Below are 21,901 nucleotides of genomic sequence, written 5' to 3'. Positions count from 1 at the left end.
TGCGCTACGGGCGGGTCTTGATGAGTTGTTGCGCTTGCAGCGCCTGGATGTCTTCAGCGGTCATGCCCAGCTCTTGCAGCACGGCCTGCGTGTCGGCACCCAGGTCCGGACCGCTGTGGCGGATATGGCCCGGCGTGCGCGACAGCTTGGGCACGACGCCGGCCTGGGTGGTATGCCCCAGGGTGTCGTGCGGCACGCGCACCAGCATGCCGCGCTGGGCGTAGTGCGGGTCTTCGTAGATGTCGGCAATGGTGTAGATGCGCGAGGCCGGGATCGATTCGGCGATCAGCAGCTGTTCCAGGGGTTCGGCATCGTGCTGGCGGGTCCATGCGCCGATGATGGCGTCCAGCGCCGTCATGTTCTGGCGCTCGCCGCGCGCACGGATCGTGGCAAAGCGCGGGTCTGCCAGCAGTTCGGGTTGCCCCATCACCTGCGCCAGCCGGCTGAAGATGATGTTGCTGTTGGCGGCGATCAGCACCCAGGCGCCATCGGCGCTGGGGTACAGGCTGTTGGGCGCCATGGTGGGCAGGTTGGGTCCCACGCGCTTGGGCACGAAGCCCAGCTTCTCGAAGGCCGGCACGTAGGGCTCCATCTGGCTGAACGACGTCTCGTACAGGGCCGCGTCCACCACCTGGCCCAGCCCGGTGCGGCCGCGTTCGTGGATGGCCATCATGGCGCCGAAGGCCGCGTACACGGCGGTCAGGTAATCGGTGGTGGCCAGGGCCACGCGCGCGGGCGGGCGGTCGGGGTCGCCCGTCATGTGGCGCACGCCGCCGAAGGCTTCGCAGATGGCGCCGTAGCCGGGCCGGCCGGCGTAGGGGCCGTCCTGGCCGTAGCCGCTGATGCGTACCATCACCAGGCCGGGATTGGTGGCCGACAGTGTGTCGTAGTCCAGGCCCAGGCGTTCCATGACGCCGGGGCGGTTGTTTTCCACCAGGATGTCGGCCCGGTCTACCAATGCGCGCGTGATGGCGCGGCCTTGTTCAGATTTCAGGTCCAGCGACACCGAGCGCTTGCCGCGCAAGATGGTGGCTGCGTACAGCGACACGTCATCGACATGCCGGCCCATCTGGCGCACGCCGTCGCCTTCCAGGGGTTCGACCTTGGTGACGTCGGCGCCGAAGTCGGCCAGCAGCCGCGCACAGGCCGGACCGGCAATGGTGGAGCAGATCTCCACCACTTTCAGGCCCGCCAGCGGACCGGGCGAGGCCGCGTTCATGCTCGTCTCCGCAAGGGTTGCTGGGCGCTGTCGGACAGGCGTCGCACGACGGCGGTGCCGGATTCTTCGACGCGCTGCCGCGAGATGGCGATATAGGTCTTGGCATCGCCGCGTTCAAGCGCGGCAAGGCCCTTGCGCCACAGCACGGCCGACGCGCGACGCCGTTCGGCCGGTGCCAGGCTGATGTAGGAATAGCGTAGCGTTTGCAGCGACAGCGCGGTCAGCATCTGGGTCAGGCGCGGGTTGTTGCAGTTGCGCACCGACAGGATGGACAGGCGGTACGAGGTTTCGGCGTAACGGCCCTGGTCGTCTTCCAGGCGGGCCAGGGCTTCCAGTTTTTCAACACCGGCGCGCAGGGTGGCCAGGTATTCGGGCGTATGGCAGGCCGCGATCTTGCGCGCCACGATTTCGAGCAGGCCGATGCGGATCTCGAAGATGTCGCGCACCTCGTCCAGGGTCAGGTCGGTGACCACGGCGCCGCGGCGCGGATAGATGGTGGCCAGCCCTTCGCGTTCCAGGATGCGGATGGCATCGCGCACCGGTCCGCGGCTGACATGGAACGAATCGGCCAGGCGCTGCTCGTTCAGGGCTTCGCCGGGCAGCAGCTTGCCCTTGATGATGGCATCGCCCACCTGGGCCGCGATCTGCTCGGGCACGGTCAGGGTAGGGGTGTGCTGGCGGCCTTCGAACAAGCGGAAGGCCACGGCGTTTTCCAGGTCGGTAAGAAGTTGGCTGGGCTTGGACACGATGGGGCGCGGCAGGAAGTGTTGATTCATCTTAGAGCACAATCAGATTGTTAACAATCTTATGATGACCGCGAGAGGGGGTTTTTAGCCGGTTGTCATCCGCTACGGTCTAGACTTGCCGGCAGGAAGTTCCGCTTTCTGCGGACAGAGTCTCAGGGAGACAGGCATGGATCTGCACTTGAAGGGCAAGCTGGCGCTGATATCGGGCTCGAGCAAGGGCATCGGCCATGCCATTGCCGTGGGCCTGGCGCGCGAAGGTGCGCGCGTCATTGTGAACGGCCGCTCGCAGCAGTCGGTGGACGATGCCTTGCAGGAACTGCGTACCCAGGTGCCGGGCGCGTCCGCCGAGGGTGTCGCCGGCGATCTTTCCGACCCCGCGCAAATTGCCTTGCTGGTGCAGCGATTTCCGGCGGTGGATGTGCTGGTGAACAACCTGGGCATATTCGACCCCAAGCCGTTCGAGGATATACCCGACGAAGACTGGCAGCGCTTCTTCGATACCAACGTGATGTCGGGCGTGCGCCTTGCACGCGCCTACCTGCCGGGCATGAAGGCCAAGAACTGGGGCCGGGTGGTGTTCATCAGCAGCGAAAGCGGTATCCAGATCCCGGTCGAGATGATCCACTATGGTGTGACCAAGACGGCGCAACTGGGTTTGTCGCGCGGGCTGGCGGAAAGCTGCGCGGGCACGGGCGTTACCGTCAATGCGGTGCTGCCGGGGCCCACCAAGTCGGCGGGCGTGCACGAGTTCGTGGACAAGCTGTCGGGCGGCAAGCCGTTCGCCGAGTTCGAGAAGGAATTCTTCGAGACCGCCCGCCCCAGTTCGCTGCTCAAGCGCTTTGCGACAACCGAGGAAGTTGCCAACCTGGTGGTGTACGTGTGCTCGGAAGCCTCGTCTGCCACCAACGGCGCGGCGCTGCGCGTGGACGGCGGCGTGGTGCGGGCGGCCTTCTAGGAAAGGGCGCTATTCGCCGGTTTTCAGCACCACGGCATCCAGCGCGCAATACCCTTCGCCCTGGCTTTTCAGCAGAATGGGGTTCACGTCCACGCTGTGGATGTCCGCATGCGTGGCCATCAACTGCCCGACCGCGACCGCTGCGTCGGCCACGGCGCCGATATCCATCGGCGCCTCGCCCCGCACCCCCGCAAAAATTGGGGCAATACGCAATTGCCGTAATTTTTCCAGCGCATCCTGCCGCCTGAACGGGGGCAGCAAAAGCTGCACGTCGGGCAGGGCTTCCACATATTTCCCGCCATCGCCGACGACGACGACCGGCCCGAATACGGGATCCCGGTGCGCGCCTATCATGAGCTCGTGGCGTCCTCGTTCCATCCGCGCAACGATGATTCCGTCCAGGCGCATTTGCCGGGCCGCGAGCGCCGCTTCGATCAGCTGCCAGGCGCCGGCGGCCTCTTCCTTTGTCCGGATGCCGAGCTTGACGATGCCCAGTTCGGTCTTGTGCGCGACATCGCCCGAGCAGCCTTTCATCACGACCGCTCCGCCGAAGCTTTCCAGTGCATCGAGGGCGGCGCCGAGCGAGGTGCAAAGGCGGTGCTCCACCATGGCCAGTCCGTTGCCGGCCAGCAGGCCCAGGCTGTCGGCTTCATTGAGCATGCGGGTCGTGGCGGGGGTAGCGGGATCCCGGCTGTTCGGCGCTGGATATGGGCGGTATTGGCCGTTGGCCGCAGCCTGCCGCGCGGCGGCGCGATCCATCAGTTCGTAGTGCTTCAGGCAGCGTCCCAACGCCGCAATCGCCTGCGCTTCAGTCGGAAAGGTGGGGATGCCTTGCTCGATAAAGTGGGCCGCCACATTCGGCTGGGGCGCCGCGGCGACCACCGGCTTGCCGGTGGCTGCCTCGAGGTGCCCGGCGGCAGCGGCGAAGGCTTGGACATCGTAGCCCGCGCCCGCCACGGGAAACCCTACGAAAAACGCATCGGCGGCGGGGTCTGCGCCTACCGTGCCCAGCGTTTTGCCGAACAGGCTGCTGTCGGTCAGCAGTGCGCCGGTGACGTCGATCGGGTTCGAGATGTTGGCAAAACTGGGCAGTATCCGGCCCAGCGCCGTGCGCGTCGAGGCGGACAGCTTGGCCATGGGCATGTCCGCGCCAGCCGCGGCGTCGGCCGCCAGCACGCAGACCGCGCCGGAATTGCTTACCGCCACCAGCTTGCGGCCGCGTATGGTCCAGCCCTTCAGGTACAGTTCGGTGGCGTCGACCAGTTCATTCATGGTTTGTGCCCGCCAGATACCATGATGTTCGAAGAATGCGTCGACCACCCGGTCTTCGTTGGCCAGTGCGCCGGTGTGCGACTGGGCGGCCGCGCGTCCGTCTGGCGTGCGGCCGGACTTGAGCGCCAGGATGGGCATTTTCCGGTCGCGCGCGATCCGGGCCATGTGTTCAAGGTGGTGGGGGTCGGGAATGCCTTCCAGATACAGCAGCATCAGCTTCACGCGCGTGTCTTCGGCCACCGCCGCGGCCAGCTCGGCGATGGTTACGTCAGCGTCGTTGCCGGTTGCATGGGCATGGCGCACGCCTATGCCGCGCCGCCGCAGGAACCCATATGGGACGACACTGAGCGCGCCGCTCTGGCTCAACACCGCTACATGGCCGTCGGCGGGCGCGTTCTCTTTGAACATGGTCGAGAAGCTGGCGACCGCGCCGGTGCCGAAGTTGGCCAGGCCTTGCGAATTGGGGCCCACGATTCTCATGCCGCGCTCGCGTGCATGGCGCACCATGTCGGCTTCTTTGTCGCGGCCTTGCGCGGAGTTGCCTTCGCCAAACCCCGAACTCATGATGATGGCCACCTTGGTGCCGCGGTCGGCGCACTGCCGCACCGCATCCACCGCCGTGTCTCCGGGAATGGCCACGATGGCCATTTCAGGCGTTTCGGGCAGGCTCTCTATGCTGCCATAGGCCTTCAGGCCCTGCACTTCGGCGCGGCCCGGGTTCACCGGGAACAGCTTGCCGCCGTAGCCGAAGCGCTGCAGGTAGTCCAGCGGCCGGCCGCCGACTTTGTCGGTATTGTCGGAAGCACCGACGATTGCGATAGAGCGAGGATCCAGGGCAGCGCGCAAGTTGTCGTTCATGGAAAGCTCATGCAGGCTCAAGTGTGAAATGGGGAATGAACTGCGCGCCGAACGGCTTGTATTGCGCGGTTACCCGGTCGCCGATGCGTAGCGACAGGTCGCCGTGCGCCATCAGGCGAAAGCCTTCTGCCGCGTCGACCAGCACGATGCAATAGGGCGTGTGGGCGGCCAGCTCTCGAACCGGCGGCCGGTTGACCTGGGTCACGGCATAGACCTGCCCGGTTCCGCAGGCAATCCGGTCGTGGGGGTCGGCAGCGCCGCACTGCGGGCAGAAACCGCGCTTGAAGTACCAGGTGGCCTGGCAATGGCTGCAGTGCTGATAGCGGATGAGGGGCTGCCCGGTTGTCCAGTCGCCTTGTGCAGGGTCGGTTTCGGAACAGGTCGTGGACATCAGGCACGCTCCAGAAAGGCGCTGACATGAGAAGAGAGTACGCCGCCATCGCCATGCAGCAAAGCGATCGAGGCATCGGGCACTTGGCGATCGCCGGCGCGCCCGGTCATCTGCAGGTGGGCCTCGACCAGGTGCGCCAGCGCGCCGCCGGCCCCGCAGTGCCCGTAGCTGAGCAAGCCGCCATGGGTGTTCAGGGGCAATGGCCCGTCAAGATCGAAATGACCTTCGCGCGCCAGGGTGCCGGCCTCGCCGCGCGGGGCCAGGCCCAGTTCCTCGAGCAGGATGGCCAGCGTGATGGTGAAGCTGTCGTAGATGCCGGCGTAGACGGCGTCGCGGGCCGACATGCCCGAGGCGGCTTCGGCCCGGGCCAGCGCCTGGGCGGCGCCGAAGCGGGTCAGGTCCGGGGCCACGGATACGTGTTGATGCGTATGGGCCTGTCCGCAGCCCCGCACCTTGACGCGCTGCGCAGTGGTAGGGCTTTTGCCGACGATGAAGGCCGAGCCGCCGTCGGAGACCGGGCAGCAATCCAGCAACTTCAACGGTGTCGATATCGGCCGGGACGCCATGACGTCGCCGATACTGATCGGGTCGCGGAATTGCGCGCCGGCATGGCGGGCCGCGTGCCGCCGCATCAATACCGCCAGTTCGGCGTAGTCTTCTTCGGTGGCGCCGTAGCTGTGCATGTATCGCGATGCGACCAGGCCGTAATAGGCCGGAATGGTGGGGCCGAACGGCAGCTCGTAAACCGGGTGGCCCACCTGCGACAGTGTCTGGATCGCAGAGTCGCGCGATTGGCCGCTTAACCGGTTTTCTGCGGCAACCACCAGCACGTGCCTGGCCTGGCCACTGTCGACCAACTGATGCGCCAGCATCAGCATCGCCAGGCCGGTGGCGCCGCCTGCCTGCAGCGCATGCGCATACGACGGGGCCAGCCCGAAATGCTCGGCGAAGACGGTAGCCAGCATCAGGTGCGGCAAGGTGGTCGAATACCCGCACAGCAGCCCGTCGATGTCGCCGCGTTCCAACTGCGCATCGGCCAGGGCCGCTGCGGCAGCCTGGCTCATCAGCCCCAGCGTGTCGCTATTGCGCAAAGCGCCATACGGCGTACTTGCCGCCCCTACGATCCAGCTCATTGTGGTTTTTCGCTATTCAATTGATGGTGATGTGGGCGTCCGTGATCAGCTGGCGCCACATCGCGGTTTCTTCGGCGAGTTGCTTGCGCAATTGATCCGGGCCGCCTGGCTGCAGCGTGATGCCCTGTTCCTGCACCCGGGCGCGCAGGGCGGTGTCTTCTGTGGTGGCGCGCAGGGCCGCCGCGAGCTTGTCGACCACGGCCTGTGGCGTGCCTACCGGCGCGAACAGCGCCTGCCAGAACACGCCATGAAAACCAGGCAGCGTCTCGGCCACGGCGGGAACATCCGGCAGCAAGGCGATGCGTTCGGCCGACGTCACGGCCAGGATGCGGCCTGCGCCGGCCCGCATGACGGGCAGCGCGTCGGTCGGCGTGGCGAAGGTGGCGCTGATGCGCCCGCCTCGCAGGTCCACCAGCGCCTGCGAGGCACCCTTGTACGGAATATGCGCCAAGTCGACGTTCGCGCGGCGGTTGAACATCTCTAACAGCAAGTGGTTGACCGACCCGTTGCCGGAACTGGCCACGTTGATCTTGCCGGGGTTCGATTTCGCGTAGGTGATGAATTCCTGAAGATTGGCCGCGGGCAGGTCATCGCGCACCAGCAAGACGAAAGGGCTGAAGTAAGCCGTGCCGACCGGCAGCAAGTCCTTGCCGGGATCTCGTGGCGCCAGGTCGGGCTGCAACGAAGGGTTGATGGCCAGGCTGGCGGTGCCCAGCAGAAGCGTGTAGCCGTCTGGCGGCGCCTCCATGACTTTGGCCGCCGCGATGGAAGCGGCGGCGCCGGGCCGGTTCTCGACGATGACGCTCTGCCGCAGGCCGGCGGCCATGCGCTCGGCGATCGCGCGGCTCATCACATCGGTGAGGCCGCCGGCCGTATAGCCGATGACCAGCGCAATGGGACGCGCCGGGTAGCCGGCGGCGCGCGCCGCGGCGCCATGGCCCGCAAGGGCAAGCGCAAGTCCGTTCGCCAGAAAGGTGCGACGTTGCATGAGTTGTCTCCTGGTATGCCCATCTTTGTGGTTTGTACGGTTAGTCCTGGTCTCCAAGATCACAGGTTGACTTCGGCGCATCTACTAAATAGTATATTAATCTACTGAATAGTAGATGGTCAACAAATGGCAGTGCCAGTGCCAATGTCACCAGCACCGGCCGACTCATAAGACACCAGGAGACAACACCATGAAATACCTGACCAGGATGGCAGTGCTGGCATGCGGCGCGCTGGCGGCCGCCGGGGCGCTTGCCCAAGACTATCCCGCCAAGCCCTTGCGGTTCATCGTGCCTTATCCGGCGGGCGGGCCCACCGATGTCGTCTCGCGGGCCGTGGCTGCCGAGCTGGCGCACGAGCTGCGGCAGCCGGTGGTGGTCGAGAATGTCAGCGGCGCGGGCGGTTCGATAGGGTCGGCCGCGATCGCCAGGGCGGCGCCCGATGGCTACACCATAGGCCTGGCCACCACGGGCACGCATGCCATCAATCCCCATTTGTATGGCGACAAATTGCCCTATGACGCCTTGCGTGGTTTCACGCCTATTTCGCAGGTGATTGCCTACGTGAATGTGCTGGTGGTGAACAACGAGGTGCCGGTACGCAGTGTGGCTGAGTTGGTGTCCTATGCCAAACAGCATCCCGACAAGGTGAACTTTGCCTCATCGGGTAGCGGCTCGACCAATCATCTGTCGGGCGTGCTGCTGACCCAACTGACGGGCGCCCAGATGTCGCACATTCCGTTCCGCGGCGGAGCGCCGGCGCTGGCCAGTGTGGTCGCAGGGCAGGTCACCTGCATGTTCGACTTGCTGGTGTCGTCAGTGCCCCAGATACAGGCCGGCAAACTGCGGGCGCTGGCCGTGACCAGCAGCAAGCGCAGTGCCTTCCTGCCCGATGTGCCCACCATGGACGAGGCCGGCGTGCAGGGGTATGCCCGCGCCGGCAGCGACTTGTGGTTTGGCGTGGTGGGCCCGGCGCATATGCCGGCCGCCGTGACCAAGCGGCTGAATGCGGAAATCGTCAAGATCATGAGCGCGCCTGCCATGCAGAAGCGCTTCGACGCCATGTACCTAGAAACGCGCACCAATAGCCCCGCCCAGTTTGCCGAAGTGCTGGCGGCCGATAGCGAGAAGTGGGGCAAGCTGGTGCGCGAGTCCGGCGCCCGCGTCGATTGAACCGGTTGTATAGGTAGCCATCAATGAATGAATCCTTGAATACGCCCATTCTGGTGGGTTGCGGTGATGTCACCGACATGACGACGCTCGCGGAGCAGGGCCGTTCGCCTTATGACCTGATAGCCCAGGCGGCCCGGCTGGCGCTGGCGGATACGGGTGCCGCCGCGACGGCCCAGGTCATCGACTCGGTGACCATGTTGCGCTGTTTCGCAGATACCTCGCATCGCTTCGCCACGAAACTGGGCGCCTCGACCAACCCGCCCAAGAGCGTAAGCGACCGGCTTGGCCTGCGGCCGGCGCAAACCCTCTACACCTGGAACGGCGGCAACATGCCGCAGTACATGGTGAACCAGTACGCCGAACGGATTTCGCGGGGCGACTTGCGCGCCGCACTGATTTTCGGCGGCGAGGCGCTGCGCACACAGTATGGTGTCGAGAAACGCGCCTTGCCGGTGTCGTGGGCCGAAGACCCAGGGGGTACGCCAGAGCTCGTCGGCGACCCTCGGCGCGGTTGGAGCGATACCGAAGACCGCCACGATATGCGGGCGGCAATCTCGATCTACCCGCTGTTCGAGAACGCCATCCGGGGTGCGCGCGGGCGTACGGTCGCGCAACACCTGCAAGCCATGGCCGGCCTGATGGCCCGCTTCAGCCGCGTGGCGGCCGACAATCCCCTGGCAACGCGGCGCGACGGCTACAGCGCACAACGCCTGGCCACGGTAGACGCCGAGAACCGCTGGATCGGGTTCCCCTATCCGCGGCTCATGAACTCGAACGCCTTCATCGACCAGGCCGCCGCCCTGGTCATTACCTCGGTGGGGCAGGCACAGGCGCTGGGCATCCCGCGCGAAAAATGGATCTACCTGCACGGCTGCGCCGATGCGCACGATCACTGGTACGTATCTGAGCGCATCAACCTGCATTCATCGCCGGCGATCCGGGCCGCGTCGCGGCAGGCCTTGCAGATGGCGGGACTGGACCTGGCCCAGGTCGATTTCCTGGACCTGTACAGCTGCTTCTCGTCCGCCGTCGAGATCGCCTGCCAAGAGATCGGCCTGGCCGAAGACGACCCGCGCGGGCTGACCGTAACGGGGGGGCTGCCGTACTTTGGCGGCCCGGGAAACAGCTACGTGGTGCATTCGATATCGGCGATGATGCGCCGCTTGCGCGCTCGCCCCGGCGCCTTCGGCCTGGTCACGGCGAACGGCAACTATGTGACCAAGCATGCGTTCGGGGTGTACTCGACGACGCCGACGCGTGGAGCCTGGCGGCGCGAAGACCCCGGGACGCTGCAACATGAGCTCGACCGCTTGCCGACGGCCCCGTTTACCGAATGCCCGGCGGGCGCCGCCACGGTCGAGTCATATACGGTGATGCACGACCGCGACGGGCCGCGCTATGGACTGGTGGTGGGGCGCGAGCTGGCAACGGGCCAGCGTTTCATCGCCAATACGCCGGCCGACCAGGCGACCTTGTTGCGCCTGCGCGACGAGGACAGCCTGGGCCTGCGCGGGCGGGTCAGCCACCGCGATGGCCGCAATACGTTTGTGCCCGAGTTCGGCCGGCCCTAGGTGGCGGGGGTATCGGGATGCAAGCCGCCATAGCCCACGATGCGCAGCGCGAAGTCGCAGAACTGTTCGGCGATGGCATCGACGCCCAGGCTGCCCGACGGACGGTACCAGCGCTTTACGCTCAGCAGCATGCCCATGATCGCGCGCGACGCCATGCCGGGATTGTCGACATGGAATACGCCCGCCTGCACGCCGGCCGTGACGATGTCTTTGAGATTGCGATTGAAGCGTGCTTCGAGCGCGCGGATCTCCGCCATCTTTTCGGCTGGAAGATGTTTTTCTTCCAGCGCCAGCATGTTCGTCAGCCCTTGATTGGTCACGTTCTTCCTGACGGCCACGCGCACGAATTGCAGCAGCTGTTCGTGAACCGGGCCGGTACGGGCGGACACGTCGGTCAGCACGGCCAGCGAGTCGCGCAGTTCGCGGTCGTACAAGGCGACCAGGATGGCGTGCTTGCTCTTGAAGAATTGGTAGATGAACGGCTTGCTCATGTCGAGCCGTGCGGCAATGGCGTCCATGGTGGTGCCCACGAAGCCGCATTCGACGAACAGCTTGCCGGCCTCGCGCAATATGTGCGTTGCCTTGAGTTCGTGCAGTTCATCTTTCAACGAGGCCTGGCTGCGCGCAGATGATGTCGGCAAAAGACTGTCTCTCTGGTTCCGGCGGCAGTGGCCGCCCCAAACATGGAATGCCTGGATTTTACTATCGGCGCATCGCTGCGGCGCCTGGGGACTGCGCATGAGCCCGCTATCTGGCGTGCAAGCCGCTGACCAGGGTGCGCACCATTTTCGCTGCCAGCCGCCGCCGGGCGGCGGCATTGGTATCGGCTTCGGGCCGGTACCAGATCAACGACCATTGCAACCCGCCCAGTACCGTCTTTACGGCGATGGAAATATCCAGGTCGGCCAGCGATCCGTCCGCCTTGGCGACGGCCATCTGCTGCTTGAACAACAGCTCGAAACGGTCGCGGCTGGCGATGAGCTCGTCCAGCACCTGGCGCTGCGCCGGCGTCAGCGCGCCGAAGCGGTGCAGTTGCACGCCTTGTACCACCACGCTTTCATAAGCATGATGCTCGAGCAGCGCCTTGGCATGCGCCATCAGCATGGCTTCCAGCACCGCCATGCTGTTTCCCGGCGTTTGCATGGCTGGCTCGACGGCGCCGAACAAGAGTGCCATGCCGTGACGATGGATATCGAAGAACAGGTCAACCTTGGACGCATAGTAGTGGTAGATGCGGCCCTTGGTGGCGCCCATGCGGCGAGCGACGTCGTCCAGCGTGGTTGCATGGAAGCCCTGCTCCATGAAGCATTCGGCGGCAGTCTGCAGGATTTCCTGGATGGATAGAGTTCGGCGTTGCATAGCTTTCCGGATTGACGCCATGATGGGCGCAGCCAGTTTACCCGTGTGGGAACCGGCCAAGGACAGCTTTCACCTTGCATTAAAAAAACATACCCGGTAGGATGTTTTTATCGTACAACGGAGACGCGCGATGCGAGTCATGGTCACCGGCGCGGCCGGATTTCTGGGCACCGCCTTGACGCGGCGCTTGTTGAGCTCGGGGCGGCTGGCGGCCGGCACCGGCGGGCTTGAGCCCATCAATGAGCTGGTGCTGGTCGACCGGCACCCTGTCGCCGCGCCGCCGCAATCCGCCGTGCCGGTGCGTACCCTGGCAGGGGACCTGGCCAGTCCGGCTTTCGCCGCCGAACTGGCGCAGCAAGCATGCGACTCGATCTTCCATTTGGCCGCCACCCTGACGCTGCAGGCCGAACAGGATCCGGTACAGGCCTACGCCACGAATGTCGCGCCTGTGCGCCATTTGATCGAGGGCGCGGCCAGGCCGCCCCGGTTCGTGTTCGCCAGTTCCATCGCGGTGTTCGGCGGCGCATTGCCCGACGTTGTGGATGACACCGTGCGTGCCGAACCCGACACCACCTATGGCACGCATAAGGCAATCGTGGAATTGCTGTTGGCCAACTACAGCCGCCTGGGCCGGGCCGACGCGCGCGCGCTGCGCTTGCCTATCGTGCTGATCCGGCCGGGTGCCGCCAGTCCGGCGGTGTCGGACCGCGTGGCGGCCATCGTGCGCGAGCCCTTGTCCGGACGCGATGTGGTGTGCGGGCTGGCGCCGGATACGCGCATTCCCGTGGCGTCGGCAGGTGCCGTGGCCGAAGCGCTGGTTCGCCTGCACGATACGCCCGCCGGCCGCTTGCCGCATGCCCGCGCCATGAACCTGCCCGCCCTGACGGTCAGCATTGCCGAGATGGCCGCCAGTGTGCTGCGGCGCGGCGGTCGGCGCGCCGTGGGCGCCATCCGCTACGAAGCAGATGCCGCCTTGCAGCGCATCGTGGACAGTTGGCCCGCAGTCTTCGTGTCGAACCAGGCAAGCACGCTGGGCTTGCATGCCGATGCCGATTTCGACGCCATCATCGACCAGTACCTGGCCGACGCCGCATCGCCAGTGAACTGAATCCCATCTTCGACAAAAGGCTTCACTATGCTTGATTCGACCAGCATGGCCCGCGATGCCGGGCTTCCAGTCTGCATCATCGGCGCGGGCTCATCCGGCGTGACCGCCGCCAAGGCACTGATAGAAAAGGGGGTGCCGTTCGAATGCTTCGAAGCCGGCTCGAACCTGGGCGGCATGTGGCGCTATGAGAACGACAATGGCATGTCGTCGGCCTATCGCAGCCTGCATATCGACACCAGCCGCCGGAACCTGGGCTATTCGGATTATCCGATCCCTGACACCTACCCCGATTTCCTGTCGCATTTCGAGGTGCTGCAATACCTGGAGGCCTATGCCGAGCATTTCGGCGTGCGGCCGCATATCCGCTTCAATACCTGCGTCGAGCGCGTCGAACCCTGGGCCGACGCAAGCTGGCAGGTAACGCTGCAAGGCGGCGAAATCCGGCGCTATCGCGCGGTAGTGGTGGCCAACGGCCACCTTTGGGATCCGCGCTGGGCGGAGTTCGGCGGCAGTTTCGACGGCGAGCAGCTGCATTCCCACCACTACCGCACGGCGGAACCCTTCAAGGGCAAGCGCGTACTGATCGTGGGCATCGGTAATTCGGCGGTGGATGTGGCGGTGGATCTGTGCAAGACGGCCGATGCCACCTTTCTTTCTACGCGGCGCAGCGCCTGGATCATGCCGAAGTACATCATGGGGCATCCCATCGATCGCTGGCTGGGGTTCCTGGCCGGGCGGCTGCGCTTGCCGACGCGGCTGGCGCGCACGGTGGTGCAGCGGCTGGCGTACCTGGTCACCGGCGACCAGGCGCGCTTCGGCATACCGCGGCCGCGCCATCCGATCTGGCGCGAACACGCGACGCTCAGCCAGGAACTGATCCCGTACTGCGGCCACGGCTGGATCAAGATAAAGCCGAACGTCGCCCAGCTGGACGGCGCGTCGGTTGCCTTCGAGGACGGTACGCGCGAGCCTATCGACGTGATCATCCACGCCACCGGTTACAAGACCAGCTTTCCTTTCCTGCCGCCCGAGGTCTTCGCGGTGCGCAACGGCCGTGCCGACCTGTACCGCCGCATGCTGGTACCCGACCATCCCGGGCTGTACCTGCTGGGGCTGGTGCAGCCTATCGGGCCGACGATTCCGTTGGTCGAGGTGCAGGGCCGATGGCTGGCTTCGGTGCTGGCGGGTGAAACGCGCTTGCCTGGCCGTCAGGTGATGCAGCGTGAAATCGACGCGCATCACCAGCACCGGGCGCGCCGGTACGTGGAGTCGGCGCGCTATACGCTGGAAGTGGACGGGCGGGGTTACCGCAGGCAGTTGACGGACGATGTGGCCCGAAAAATGGCATCGGCCTGACTGGGCGCCAGTGTCCGCCCGCCTGCTCTTTAGTTGATATTGATATTTATTCGTATTTGTGCCAGAATTGTGCCGCTATGAGGCTAGAGCGGCCTGAAGCAGAGTCTTGAAGTCATTTTCCCCGGCACAGGCCGGGGATTTTTTTTCCTTCGGGCAAGCCCGGCGGCAAGCAAGAATTTTGCTTCGCGGCCCCGGGCAGCACGGGGCCGGGTTGGACCGGGGCCGCATCAGGGTCTAAGCTGGGGCCTGGCTATCGACAAGCGGCGCCCACGAGATCCAGTCTCCGCGCGCCGCAAGGAGAGCAGCATGCGGCATGCAGTAGATCTGTCTGGGCGCGTTGCCATCGTCACCGGGGCCAACTCGGGCATCGGCAAGGGCATCGCGCTGGAACTGGCGGCGGCGGGCGCACGGGTGGTGGTGAACCATCGCCCCAATGAAGATTCCGCGCGGCGCGCCGCGCAAGTGGTGGATGCCATCTCGGGTGCCGGAGGCGCCGCCGTCGCGGCAGCCGCCGACATCAGCCGCGAAGACGACGTGGAACAACTGTTTCGCGCGGCGCAAGACCATTTCCAGGGTATCGACATCCTGGTCAATAACGCCGGCATCGAGCAGCCGGCCGCCATCCAGGACATGACGCTGGCGCAGTGGCAGCAGGTCATCGACGTCAACCTGACCGGCCAGTTCCTGTGCGCGCGCGCCGCGGCGCGCGCCTTCCTGAACCGCCAGCCCAAGCCGCCGGCCGATGCCGCGGCGGGCAAGATCATTTTCATCAGCTCGGTGCATGAAGTCATCCCGTGGGCGTTCCAGGCCAACTACGCGGCCTCGAAAGGCGGTGTGTCGTTGCTGATGCAATCGCTGGCACAGGAACTGGCACCCATGAAGATCCGCGTCAATTCGGTGGCGCCGGGGGCGATCCGCACGCCCATCAACGCCCCGGCCTGGAATACCCCGGAAAGCCTGGCATCGCTGCTGAAGTTGATTCCCTACGGGCGCATCGGCGAGCCGGACGATGTAGCGCGCGCGGTGGCCTGGCTGGCCAGCGACGATTCCGACTACGTGACCGGCTCGACCTTGTTTGTGGACGGCGGCATGACGCTGTACCCCGCATTTCGCGGTGCGGGTTGAGCGCGATGTCCAAGCTTATCGAAGACTACGGACTGATCGGCAACATGCTGTCGGCCGCGCTGGTGGGGCGCGATGGCTCGATCGACTGGCTGTGCCTGCCGCATTTCGATTCGCCGGCCTGCTTTGCGGCGCTGCTGGGCGACGATAGCCATGGCCGCTGGCTGCTGGCGCCGCAGCAGCCGGGTGCGCCGGCCACGCGCCGCTACCTGCCCGATACTGCAGTGCTGGAAACGCGCCATGAAACCGCCACGGGCACGGTGCTCGTATACGACTTCATGCCCTTGAGCGGTGATGACGAGCGCGCCGATGTCGTGCGCATCGTGCGCGGCGAGTCGGGTCGCGTGGACATGCAGATGGAGCTGACGCTGCGCTTCAACTACGGGCAGGCCGTGCCGTGGGTGCGGCGCCGCGACTACGGGCTGAGCGCCATTGCCGGGCCGGACGCGGTCGAGCTGCACACGGCGGTGCCGCTGGAAGGGCGGGACATGAGAAGCGTGGCCAGCTTCACGGTGCAGGAAGGCCAGACCGTGCCATTCACCCTGTCGTATCACCGGTCGCACCGGACGCCGCATTTCGTACCCGACCGCCTGGAAAGCATGGATCGCACCATTGCGTGGTGGCATGAATGGGCCAAGCGCTGCCGCTGGGAAAACGGCCCCGGCACGCGGCGTGACGCGGTGGTGCGATCGCTGATCACGCTGAAGCTGCTGACCTTCCAGCCCACCGGCGGCATCGTGGCCGCGCCCACCACGTCGTTGCCGGAGCAACTGGGCGGCAGCCGCAACTGGGACTACCGCCATTGCTGGCTGCGCGATTCGGCGCTGACACTGTATGCGCTGCTGAACGCCGGCTATCGCGAAGAGGCCGAAGCCTGGCGGCAATGGCTGCTGCGCGCGGCGGCCGGCCACCCCAATCAACTGCAGATCATGTACGGCATTGCCGGCGAACGTTGGTTGCCCGAGCATGAGATCCCGTGGTTGCCCGGCTATGAAGGCAGCGCGCCGGTCCGCATCGGCAACGCCGCGGCTGGGCAGATGCAGTTGGACGTGTACGGCGAACTGATCGAGACGCTGCACGCCGGCCGCATGGCCGACCTGGCGCCGCTGGCCGAAGCCTGGCGCATGCAGAAGGTGTTGCTCAAGCCGCTGGAGCAATGGTGGAACCAGCCCGACCACGGCATATGGGAAATGCGCGGGCCGCGCCGCGCCTTCACGCATTCGCGGCTGATGTGCTGGGTGGCGCTGGATCGCACCATCAAGTCGTGCGAACGCTTCGGGTTGGACGGCCCGGTGGACCGCTGGCGCGCGCTGAGCCAGACGATACGCAACGATATCTGCACCAACGGCTACGATGCGAAACGCAATACTTTTGTGCAGTATTACGGCGGCACGGCGCTGGATGCCAGCCTGCTGCTGATTCCGCAGGTGGGTTTCCTGCCGCCTGACGATGCGCGCGTGACAGGCACCGTCAAGGCCATCGAGAACGATTTGCTGCGCGATGGGCTGTTGCTGCGCTATAGCACCGTGCACAGCGATGATGGCCTGCCGGGCGACGAGGGGGTGTTCCTGGCCTGCAGTTTCTGGCTGGCCGATGCCTACATCATGCAGGGCCGCCTGGATGATGCCACGCAGCTGTTCGACCACTTGCTGTCGCTGCGCAATGACCTGGGCCTGCTGGCCGAGGAATACGACGTGGTGCGCAAGCGGCTGGTGGGCAATTTCCCGCAGGGGTTCTCGCACATCGGGCTGGTGAATACGGCGTACAACCTCAGTGCGGCCGGCGGCACGGCGCGCCAGCGCTCGTCAAGCGACGCGCCGCGCGACTGACCACCGATTTGGGCGCTATTGGGGCTGGATCTGCGCGGCCGTGACGATGTCGCGCCACTTCTTGCCTTCGGATTCAGTGAAGCGGGCAAAGGTTTGCGGGTCCGAACCCACCGGCTTGGCGCCCAGGCTGGCGTACTGGCTGACCAGGCCCGGCTGCTTCAACGCGCGCGCTGCGTGCTGTGAGAGCTTGGCCACGATCTCGGGCGGCGTGCCCGCCGGCGCCCACAGGCCATACCAGGTGCTGATGTCAAAGCCCGGAAAGCCGGACTCGGCCATGGTGGGAATGTTGGCCAGCTCGTCTACCCGTTGCGGGGTGGTGACCGCCACGGCGCGCAGCTTGCCCGATTTGATGAAGGGCATGGCCGAGGGCATCGAATCGAACATCAGTTGAATCTGCCCTCCCACCAGGTCGGTCAGCGCGGGCGCGCTGCCTTTGTAGGGCACGTGCTGCATGGCCAGGCCGCTGCGCACCTTGAACGATTCGCCGGCCAGCTGCTGTGCCGATGCGGTGCCGGCCGAACCAAAGTTCAGTGGACGCGTCTTGCCCAGCTTTACCAGGTCTTGCACGGTGCGCACGCTGGAGCTCTCGGGTACCACCAGCACCAGTGGCACATCGGCCAACTGGGTGATGGGCGCGAAGTCTTTGAACGAGTCGTAGCGCATCGACTTGTACAAATAGGGGTTGATGACGTGCAGCGACGCATTGGCCAGGAAGGTATAGCCATCGGGCTTGGCGCGCGCCACCAGGTCGGCGCCTATCATGCCGCTGGCGCCGGGCTTGTTCTCGACCACCACGTTCTGGCCTATGGTCTTGGACATTTCGGCGGCCACCAGGCGCGACACGGTATCGGTGGGGCCACCGGGCGGATACGGCACCACCATGGTGATGGAGCGGGTGGGAAAGTCGCTGGCGGCGCGGGCCGCCGGCGCACCGGTCGCCAGGCAGGCCAGCGCCAGGGTCATAGCCGCGGTACGGTGCAAGGGGTGCAGCAAGGCAAGCATGGGGTGTCTCCTATTTTATTTTGAGTGCCACTTTGCCGATGACGCGCCGGGTTTCCAGCGCGGCCAGGGCGGCGGCAAGATCGGCGGCCGGATACACCGCCGTGACAGCAGGCCGGATCCGCTGTGCGCGGGCCCAGTCCAGCAAAGTGTGCATGCAGCGCTGCAACGCCGGGGCGTGCACGATGCGTTCGTCGGCCGGGGTCCAGCCCAGGTAGCGGCCATAGAAGAAGCCATGCAAGGCGATGTTCTTGACCAGCAGCAGGTTCAGCGGCACGGCCGGTACCTGTCCGCCGGCAAAGCCGATGGACAGCATGCGCGCATTGGCCGCGGCCGCGCGCACGCTGTGCTCGAAGGCTGGGCCGCCCACCGCGTCGAAGACGATGTCGGCACCCACCCCCCCGGTGCAGGCCTTGACCTGGTTGGCCAGGTCCGCGTCGGCGGCCAACGCATAAGCGGCTCCGGCCTGGCGTGCGGCCTGGCGCTTGGCTTCGGTGCTGGCGCAGGCGATCACGGTGGCGCCCAGCAGGGCGGCGATTTCGACGGCGGCCAGGCCCACGCCCGAGCCCGCGCCCAGAACCAGGACCGCGTCGCCCGGCTGCAGGGCGGCGCGCCATAGCAACGCGGTGTAGGCCGTGCCGTACGAGATCGGCACGGGTAGCGCCGTCAGCGCGTCCAGGCCGTCCGGCACCCGATACACGGTGTATTCGGGCAAGGTCAGGCGCTGCGCATAGCAGCCCCAGCGCGACACGGCCACCACGCGGTCTCCCGCGGCCAGCCGCGAGACGGCCGTGCCGCGGGCGACAATGCGGCCCACGGCTTCGGTGCCTGGCACGAAGGGCAGCGGTGGCCGGCTTTGGTAACTGCCTTCGATCAGCAGGCGCGTCGCATGGCTGACACTGGCATGGTCGATCTCGATGGTGATTTCGTGCGGGCCTGGCGCGGGCGCATCGTCGATGTCGCGCCATGCCACGTCCCGTACCGGGCCGTGGCGCTCGCAGAGCAGGGCGCGCATCATGCCGGCTGCTCCGCCTGCCGCACGATGCCGGCTTGCAGCAGCGCGTCGATATCGGCGCTGGACAGGCCCCAGTCGGTAAGGACTTCCCGGGAATGCTCGCCGATGGCTGGCGCGGCGGCCAAGGACCGGCTGCCGGGCAGGCCGGGCGCGCGCGCGTAGGGCAGCGGCGGGCCGCCGGGTTGCGCCAGCGGTTCGAACAGGCCCAGGTGGCGCGCCTGCGGGTGGGCGGCCAGGTCGTCGTAGTCGCGCACGCTGGCGTGCAGCACATCTTCGCGGGCCAGCCGTTCGATCCAGTAGGCCGAGGACTGTTGGCGCAGTTGCGCGGCAAGCTCGCCGTGCAGGATGTCGCGCCGGGCCATCCGGCTGGCATTGTCCGCGTACGCGGGGTCGGCCAGCCACTGCGGGCGGTCCAGGGCACGGCACAGCCGGGCGAACTGGTCGTTGTTCAGGGCCAGTACCGACAACTGCCCATCGGCGGTGTCGAACACCCCATTGGGGGCGCTGACCGGTCCGGCCACGCGCGCGCCGGCTATGGCATGCGCCACGATGTCATTGACCTGCAGGGCGGCGCAGGCATGCAGCAGGCTCAGTTCGACGTGGGTGCCGCCGTGGCCGCGCGCCTGCCGGTACAGCGCCGCACTGGTGGCCTGGACCGCGTACAGTGCGGTGGCGATGTCGGCCATCAGCAGGCCGATGCGGCGCGGTTCGCCGTCGGGCGACTGATTGGCGACCATCAGCGCGCTGTCGGCCTGCATTACCGAATCCGAAGCCGGGGCATTGGCATACGGGCCGTCCTGGCCATAGCCGCTGATCGACACGTACACCAATTCGGGCCGATCGGCCGCCAGCCCGGCATAGTCCACGCCGATACGCGCGGCCACGCCGGGCCGGAAGTTCTGGATCAACACGTCGGCCTGGCGCGCCAACTGCCCCAGCAGGGCCTTGCCGCGCGGGGAGCGGGCGTCCAGGCACAGGCCCCGCTTGCCGGCGTTGTAGGCGATCGACAGGGCACTGTGCGCGCCGCGCAGCACGCCTACGTGCCGGCCCCAGTCGCCATCAGGCGGTTCGACCTTGACCACATCGGCGCCTTGTTGCCACAGGATCTGTGCGCAATAGGGGCCGGCGATTCCCTGGCTGATATCCAGGATGCGCAAGCCCGCAAAGGGCAGTGCCGGGGAAGCGGATGAGCAGGCAGGCATGGGGTGCAACGGGAAGTGGGTGTATCCACCGATGGTAGGCAGCCCCATCGCGCTTGACAATGCATGTGTCTGTGCCTGCAATGGTGAACGATGTTTGACAATATCCCGGACCTGAACTTGGTCAGGCTGTTCGTAGCCATGGTCGAGTCGCGCAATCTCAGTGCGGCGGCGCAGCGTTGCGGCATGACGCGTTCGAACATGTCGCATCGGCTCAAGCGCCTGGAACTGGCGCTGGGGGCGCAGTTGCTGCGCCGTACTACTCGCCATGTGGAACTGACCCAGGCCGGCCGCCTGCTGTACCAGCACGGTGTGCGTCTGCTGGATGAGATGCGCGCGGCCCAGTCGTCGATCGACAGCCTGGGCGGTACGGTGCGCGGCGACGTGCGCATACGCCTGCCAACCGGGCTGGGCCATTTGTATCTGGCGCCGGTGCTGTTGGAGTTCACGCGGCGCTATCCCGATATCGCCTTGTGCGTGCACATCAACGACAACATCGGCGACCTGGTGTCGGCCGAGGTCGATCTGGCGCTGAAGATCACGTCGGCCCCGCCCGAAGACCATGTGGCACGGCGCCTGTGCAGCATCCAGTGGAGCCTGTGCGCAGCCCCGGCTTTCTTGCTGGATGGCCGGCCGGTGCTGACGCTGGATCAGCTGGGGCGTTGTTCGTTGATTGCGCCGCAATCGCTGGGCCGTCGCTTCGACTTGCGCCTGAAGCATGCGCACGGCGATCCGTTGATCTTGCGCGTGGCGCCGCGCCTGCAATCGGGCGACTACCCCTTTCTGCGAGAGGCCGTGCTGGCTGGACTGGGCGTGGCGCTGTTGCCGCGCTACGCCGTATGGAACCAGTTACGCGACGGGCAGTTGCGCGAAGTGCTGCCCGAGTTCGAGCCTGAAGGGGTAGGCAACGGCATCTACCTGCTGACCGCGCCCAACCGCTTTCCGTCGATGGCCACGCGCGCGTTGGCGGGCTTTGTACAGGAACATATCGAGCAGCATCATCGCGATTGGTTGCGGCCGGCGCCTTTGCAATGAGCGCTGCGGCCGGCCCGCCTAGTGTTGCGGCGTGTATTGCAGTTCGTCCAGCGTATAGCCTTGCGCGCGCGCGGCCTGCAAGGCCTGTTCGAGTTGTTCGGGCGGCAATTGCGGCGTGCGCGCAAGAATCCACAGGGTCTTGCGCTCGGGGCCGCCGATCACGGCCCAGCGGTAGTCGCTGTCCAGCCCGATGATCCAGTACTGCGTGGCCGGTTGCAGGAAGTCGGCCTGGTACTGTGCGCCGGTGGCGCCCTCGTGCTGGGTGGCCAGCCCCGATACCGCGGCGATGCTGCCGTCTTTGGTGCGGCAGCGGTTGTTGATATGCAATGCGCCTTGCGGGGCAACGGTGTATTCAACCGTGGCATCGTCCACGCACAGCCGCTGCAAGGGGGTGGGCAGCCGGGCGATTTCATACCACTTGCCGGCGTACCGCTCGAGGTCGATGGTGTCGACTGCCTGAAGGGGCGGGGCGGCAGGCACGACGCCGGCCAGGCCCAGCAACGCGGCCGACAAAATCAGGACAAGGTGGCGTGGCATGGGCAGCCTCCTGGCAGAGGGCAGCCCGTCGCGTGGCG

The 21,901-nt window shown here is 66.1% G+C and carries 20 protein-coding genes; 8 read left to right on the top strand and 12 right to left on the bottom strand.

Features of this window, described 5'->3' with window-relative positions; genetic code table 11:
* Window positions 1-4: 4 nt before the first annotated feature.
* Window positions 5-1,219, bottom strand: a complete 1,215-nt coding sequence (locus KW845_RS16525) for a CaiB/BaiF CoA-transferase family protein (protein WP_218370431.1) — start codon at window positions 1,217-1,219, stop codon at window positions 5-7.
* Window positions 1,216-1,995 (bottom strand): GntR family transcriptional regulator, encoded by a 780-nt coding sequence (locus KW845_RS16520; RefSeq protein WP_218370430.1) that lies wholly within the window; start codon window positions 1,993-1,995, stop codon window positions 1,216-1,218. The genes KW845_RS16525 and KW845_RS16520 overlap by 4 nt, the downstream gene beginning before the upstream one ends.
* Before the next feature lie 136 nt (window positions 1,996-2,131).
* Here KW845_RS16520 and KW845_RS16515 point away from each other — a divergent pair, with 136 nt between their 5' ends.
* On the top strand, window positions 2,132-2,920 hold the full coding sequence (locus KW845_RS16515) for an SDR family NAD(P)-dependent oxidoreductase (protein WP_218370429.1): 789 nt from the start codon (window positions 2,132-2,134) through the stop codon (window positions 2,918-2,920).
* A gap of 9 nt (window positions 2,921-2,929) precedes the next feature.
* Here KW845_RS16515 and KW845_RS16510 read toward each other — a convergent pair whose 3' ends face one another.
* From KW845_RS16510 to KW845_RS16495, 4 genes are read right to left on the bottom strand one after another with little or no spacing between them, the layout of a single operon-like run.
* Window positions 2,930-5,050 (bottom strand): acetate--CoA ligase family protein, encoded by a 2,121-nt coding sequence (locus tag KW845_RS16510; protein WP_218370428.1) that lies wholly within the window; start codon window positions 5,048-5,050, stop codon window positions 2,930-2,932.
* A gap of 7 nt (window positions 5,051-5,057) precedes the next feature.
* Window positions 5,058-5,441, bottom strand: a complete 384-nt coding sequence (locus KW845_RS16505; protein WP_218370426.1) for a Zn-ribbon domain-containing OB-fold protein — start codon at window positions 5,439-5,441, stop codon at window positions 5,058-5,060.
* Window positions 5,441-6,574, bottom strand: coding sequence for a thiolase family protein (locus KW845_RS16500; protein WP_218370424.1), 1,134 nt, complete (start codon window positions 6,572-6,574; stop codon window positions 5,441-5,443). The genes KW845_RS16505 and KW845_RS16500 overlap by 1 nt, the downstream gene beginning before the upstream one ends.
* Window positions 6,575-6,590: 16 nt before the next feature.
* On the bottom strand, window positions 6,591-7,562 hold the full coding sequence (locus KW845_RS16495; protein WP_218370422.1) for a tripartite tricarboxylate transporter substrate binding protein: 972 nt from the start codon (window positions 7,560-7,562) through the stop codon (window positions 6,591-6,593).
* A 190-nt stretch (window positions 7,563-7,752) separates the two neighbouring features.
* Here KW845_RS16495 and KW845_RS16490 point away from each other — a divergent pair, with 190 nt between their 5' ends.
* Together KW845_RS16490 and KW845_RS16485 are read left to right on the top strand one after the other, a co-directional pair.
* The gene (locus tag KW845_RS16490; protein WP_218370421.1) at window positions 7,753-8,733 is read left to right on the top strand and encodes a tripartite tricarboxylate transporter substrate binding protein; all 981 of its coding nucleotides are present in this window, start codon (window positions 7,753-7,755) and stop codon (window positions 8,731-8,733) included.
* Between the two features lie 35 nt (window positions 8,734-8,768).
* Complete coding sequence (locus KW845_RS16485; RefSeq protein WP_255592703.1) at window positions 8,769-10,304, top strand: acetyl-CoA acetyltransferase; 1,536 nt, start codon at window positions 8,769-8,771, stop codon at window positions 10,302-10,304.
* Here the strand turns inward: KW845_RS16485 and KW845_RS16480 are convergent.
* Window positions 10,301-10,945 carry a TetR/AcrR family transcriptional regulator gene (locus tag KW845_RS16480; protein ID WP_218370419.1) on the bottom strand — a complete coding sequence of 215 codons (645 nt, stop codon included), beginning with the start codon at window positions 10,943-10,945 and terminating at the stop codon, window positions 10,301-10,303. The genes KW845_RS16485 and KW845_RS16480 overlap by 4 nt on opposite strands.
* 106 nt (window positions 10,946-11,051) lie before the next feature.
* Complete coding sequence (locus KW845_RS16475) at window positions 11,052-11,663, bottom strand: TetR/AcrR family transcriptional regulator (protein ID WP_218370418.1); 612 nt, start codon at window positions 11,661-11,663, stop codon at window positions 11,052-11,054.
* A 130-nt stretch (window positions 11,664-11,793) separates the two neighbouring features.
* Between KW845_RS16475 and KW845_RS16470 the strand changes: the two genes are divergently transcribed.
* The 4 genes from KW845_RS16470 to KW845_RS16455 all read left to right on the top strand — a co-directional run bounded on the left by KW845_RS16470 (window position 11,794) and on the right by KW845_RS16455 (window position 17,078).
* Window positions 11,794-12,771, top strand: a complete 978-nt coding sequence (locus KW845_RS16470) for an NAD-dependent epimerase/dehydratase family protein (RefSeq protein ID WP_218370417.1) — start codon at window positions 11,794-11,796, stop codon at window positions 12,769-12,771.
* Between the two features lie 27 nt (window positions 12,772-12,798).
* The gene (locus KW845_RS16465; RefSeq protein ID WP_218370415.1) at window positions 12,799-14,127 is read left to right on the top strand and encodes an NAD(P)/FAD-dependent oxidoreductase; all 1,329 of its coding nucleotides are present in this window, start codon (window positions 12,799-12,801) and stop codon (window positions 14,125-14,127) included.
* Between the two features lie 306 nt (window positions 14,128-14,433).
* Window positions 14,434-15,252, top strand: coding sequence for a glucose 1-dehydrogenase (locus KW845_RS16460; RefSeq protein WP_218370413.1), 819 nt, complete (start codon window positions 14,434-14,436; stop codon window positions 15,250-15,252).
* Window positions 15,253-15,257: 5 nt separating this feature from the next.
* Window positions 15,258-17,078 carry a glycoside hydrolase family 15 protein gene (locus KW845_RS16455; RefSeq protein WP_218370412.1) on the top strand — a complete coding sequence of 607 codons (1,821 nt, stop codon included), beginning with the start codon at window positions 15,258-15,260 and terminating at the stop codon, window positions 17,076-17,078.
* A 15-nt stretch (window positions 17,079-17,093) separates the two neighbouring features.
* On the opposite strand, the gene KW845_RS16450 is transcribed toward KW845_RS16455, so the two are convergent.
* Genes KW845_RS16450 through KW845_RS16440 form a run of 3 tightly spaced genes read right to left on the bottom strand, consistent with a single transcriptional unit; the run spans window position 17,094 to window position 20,342 of the window.
* The gene (locus KW845_RS16450; protein WP_218370410.1) at window positions 17,094-18,080 is read right to left on the bottom strand and encodes a tripartite tricarboxylate transporter substrate binding protein; all 987 of its coding nucleotides are present in this window, start codon (window positions 18,078-18,080) and stop codon (window positions 17,094-17,096) included.
* A 10-nt stretch (window positions 18,081-18,090) separates the two neighbouring features.
* Window positions 18,091-19,092: an NADPH:quinone oxidoreductase family protein gene (locus KW845_RS16445; protein WP_218371400.1), complete on the bottom strand. Its 1,002-nt coding sequence runs from the start codon at window positions 19,090-19,092 to the stop codon at window positions 18,091-18,093.
* Window positions 19,092-20,342 (bottom strand): CaiB/BaiF CoA transferase family protein, encoded by a 1,251-nt coding sequence (locus KW845_RS16440; RefSeq protein WP_370628242.1) that lies wholly within the window; start codon window positions 20,340-20,342, stop codon window positions 19,092-19,094. The genes KW845_RS16445 and KW845_RS16440 overlap by 1 nt, the downstream gene beginning before the upstream one ends.
* Before the next feature lie 42 nt (window positions 20,343-20,384).
* Between KW845_RS16440 and KW845_RS16435 the strand changes: the two genes are divergently transcribed.
* On the top strand, window positions 20,385-21,326 hold the full coding sequence (locus tag KW845_RS16435; RefSeq protein ID WP_218370408.1) for a LysR family transcriptional regulator: 942 nt from the start codon (window positions 20,385-20,387) through the stop codon (window positions 21,324-21,326).
* Between the two features lie 18 nt (window positions 21,327-21,344).
* Here KW845_RS16435 and KW845_RS16430 read toward each other — a convergent pair whose 3' ends face one another.
* Entirely contained in the window at window positions 21,345-21,863 is a 519-nt protein-coding gene (locus KW845_RS16430; protein ID WP_218370407.1) for a lipocalin family protein, read from the bottom strand.
* Window positions 21,864-21,901: the final 38 nt, after the last annotated feature.

This window comes from Bordetella sp. BOR01 (genome assembly GCF_019218885.1).
Taxonomy (GTDB): Bacteria; Pseudomonadota; Gammaproteobacteria; order Burkholderiales; family Burkholderiaceae_B; genus Bordetella_A.
The sequence above is the reverse complement of the archived record's forward strand: the minus strand, read 5'-3'. Positions and strand labels throughout refer to the sequence as shown.

What these genes read in the sequence shown, in the direction of transcription:
- KW845_RS16445 (WP_218371400.1), bottom strand. Translation starts at nt 19,092, where the DNA reads ATGCGCGCCCTGCTCTGCGAGCGCCACGGCCCGGTACGGGACGTGGCA.
- KW845_RS16515 (WP_218370429.1), top strand. Translation starts at nt 2,132, where the DNA reads ATGGATCTGCACTTGAAGGGCAAGCTGGCGCTGATATCGGGCTCGAGC.
- KW845_RS16465 (WP_218370415.1), top strand. Translation starts at nt 12,799, where the DNA reads ATGCTTGATTCGACCAGCATGGCCCGCGATGCCGGGCTTCCAGTCTGC.
- KW845_RS16490 (WP_218370421.1), top strand. Translation starts at nt 7,753, where the DNA reads ATGAAATACCTGACCAGGATGGCAGTGCTGGCATGCGGCGCGCTGGCG.
- KW845_RS16435 (WP_218370408.1), top strand. Translation starts at nt 20,385, where the DNA reads ATGTTTGACAATATCCCGGACCTGAACTTGGTCAGGCTGTTCGTAGCC.
- KW845_RS16450 (WP_218370410.1), bottom strand. Translation starts at nt 18,080, where the DNA reads ATGCTTGCCTTGCTGCACCCCTTGCACCGTACCGCGGCTATGACCCTG.
- KW845_RS16495 (WP_218370422.1), bottom strand. Translation starts at nt 7,562, where the DNA reads ATGCAACGTCGCACCTTTCTGGCGAACGGACTTGCGCTTGCCCTTGCG.
- KW845_RS16460 (WP_218370413.1), top strand. Translation starts at nt 14,434, where the DNA reads ATGCGGCATGCAGTAGATCTGTCTGGGCGCGTTGCCATCGTCACCGGG.
- KW845_RS16520 (WP_218370430.1), bottom strand. Translation starts at nt 1,995, where the DNA reads ATGAATCAACACTTCCTGCCGCGCCCCATCGTGTCCAAGCCCAGCCAA.
- KW845_RS16525 (WP_218370431.1), bottom strand. Translation starts at nt 1,219, where the DNA reads ATGAACGCGGCCTCGCCCGGTCCGCTGGCGGGCCTGAAAGTGGTGGAG.
- KW845_RS16455 (WP_218370412.1), top strand. Translation starts at nt 15,258, where the DNA reads ATGTCCAAGCTTATCGAAGACTACGGACTGATCGGCAACATGCTGTCG.
- KW845_RS16510 (WP_218370428.1), bottom strand. Translation starts at nt 5,050, where the DNA reads ATGAACGACAACTTGCGCGCTGCCCTGGATCCTCGCTCTATCGCAATC.
- KW845_RS16475 (WP_218370418.1), bottom strand. Translation starts at nt 11,663, where the DNA reads ATGCAACGCCGAACTCTATCCATCCAGGAAATCCTGCAGACTGCCGCC.
- KW845_RS16440 (WP_370628242.1), bottom strand. Translation starts at nt 20,342, where the DNA reads ATGGGGCTGCCTACCATCGGTGGATACACCCACTTCCCGTTGCACCCC.
- KW845_RS16430 (WP_218370407.1), bottom strand. Translation starts at nt 21,863, where the DNA reads ATGCCACGCCACCTTGTCCTGATTTTGTCGGCCGCGTTGCTGGGCCTG.
- KW845_RS16470 (WP_218370417.1), top strand. Translation starts at nt 11,794, where the DNA reads ATGCGAGTCATGGTCACCGGCGCGGCCGGATTTCTGGGCACCGCCTTG.
- KW845_RS16500 (WP_218370424.1), bottom strand. Translation starts at nt 6,574, where the DNA reads ATGAGCTGGATCGTAGGGGCGGCAAGTACGCCGTATGGCGCTTTGCGC.
- KW845_RS16505 (WP_218370426.1), bottom strand. Translation starts at nt 5,441, where the DNA reads ATGTCCACGACCTGTTCCGAAACCGACCCTGCACAAGGCGACTGGACA.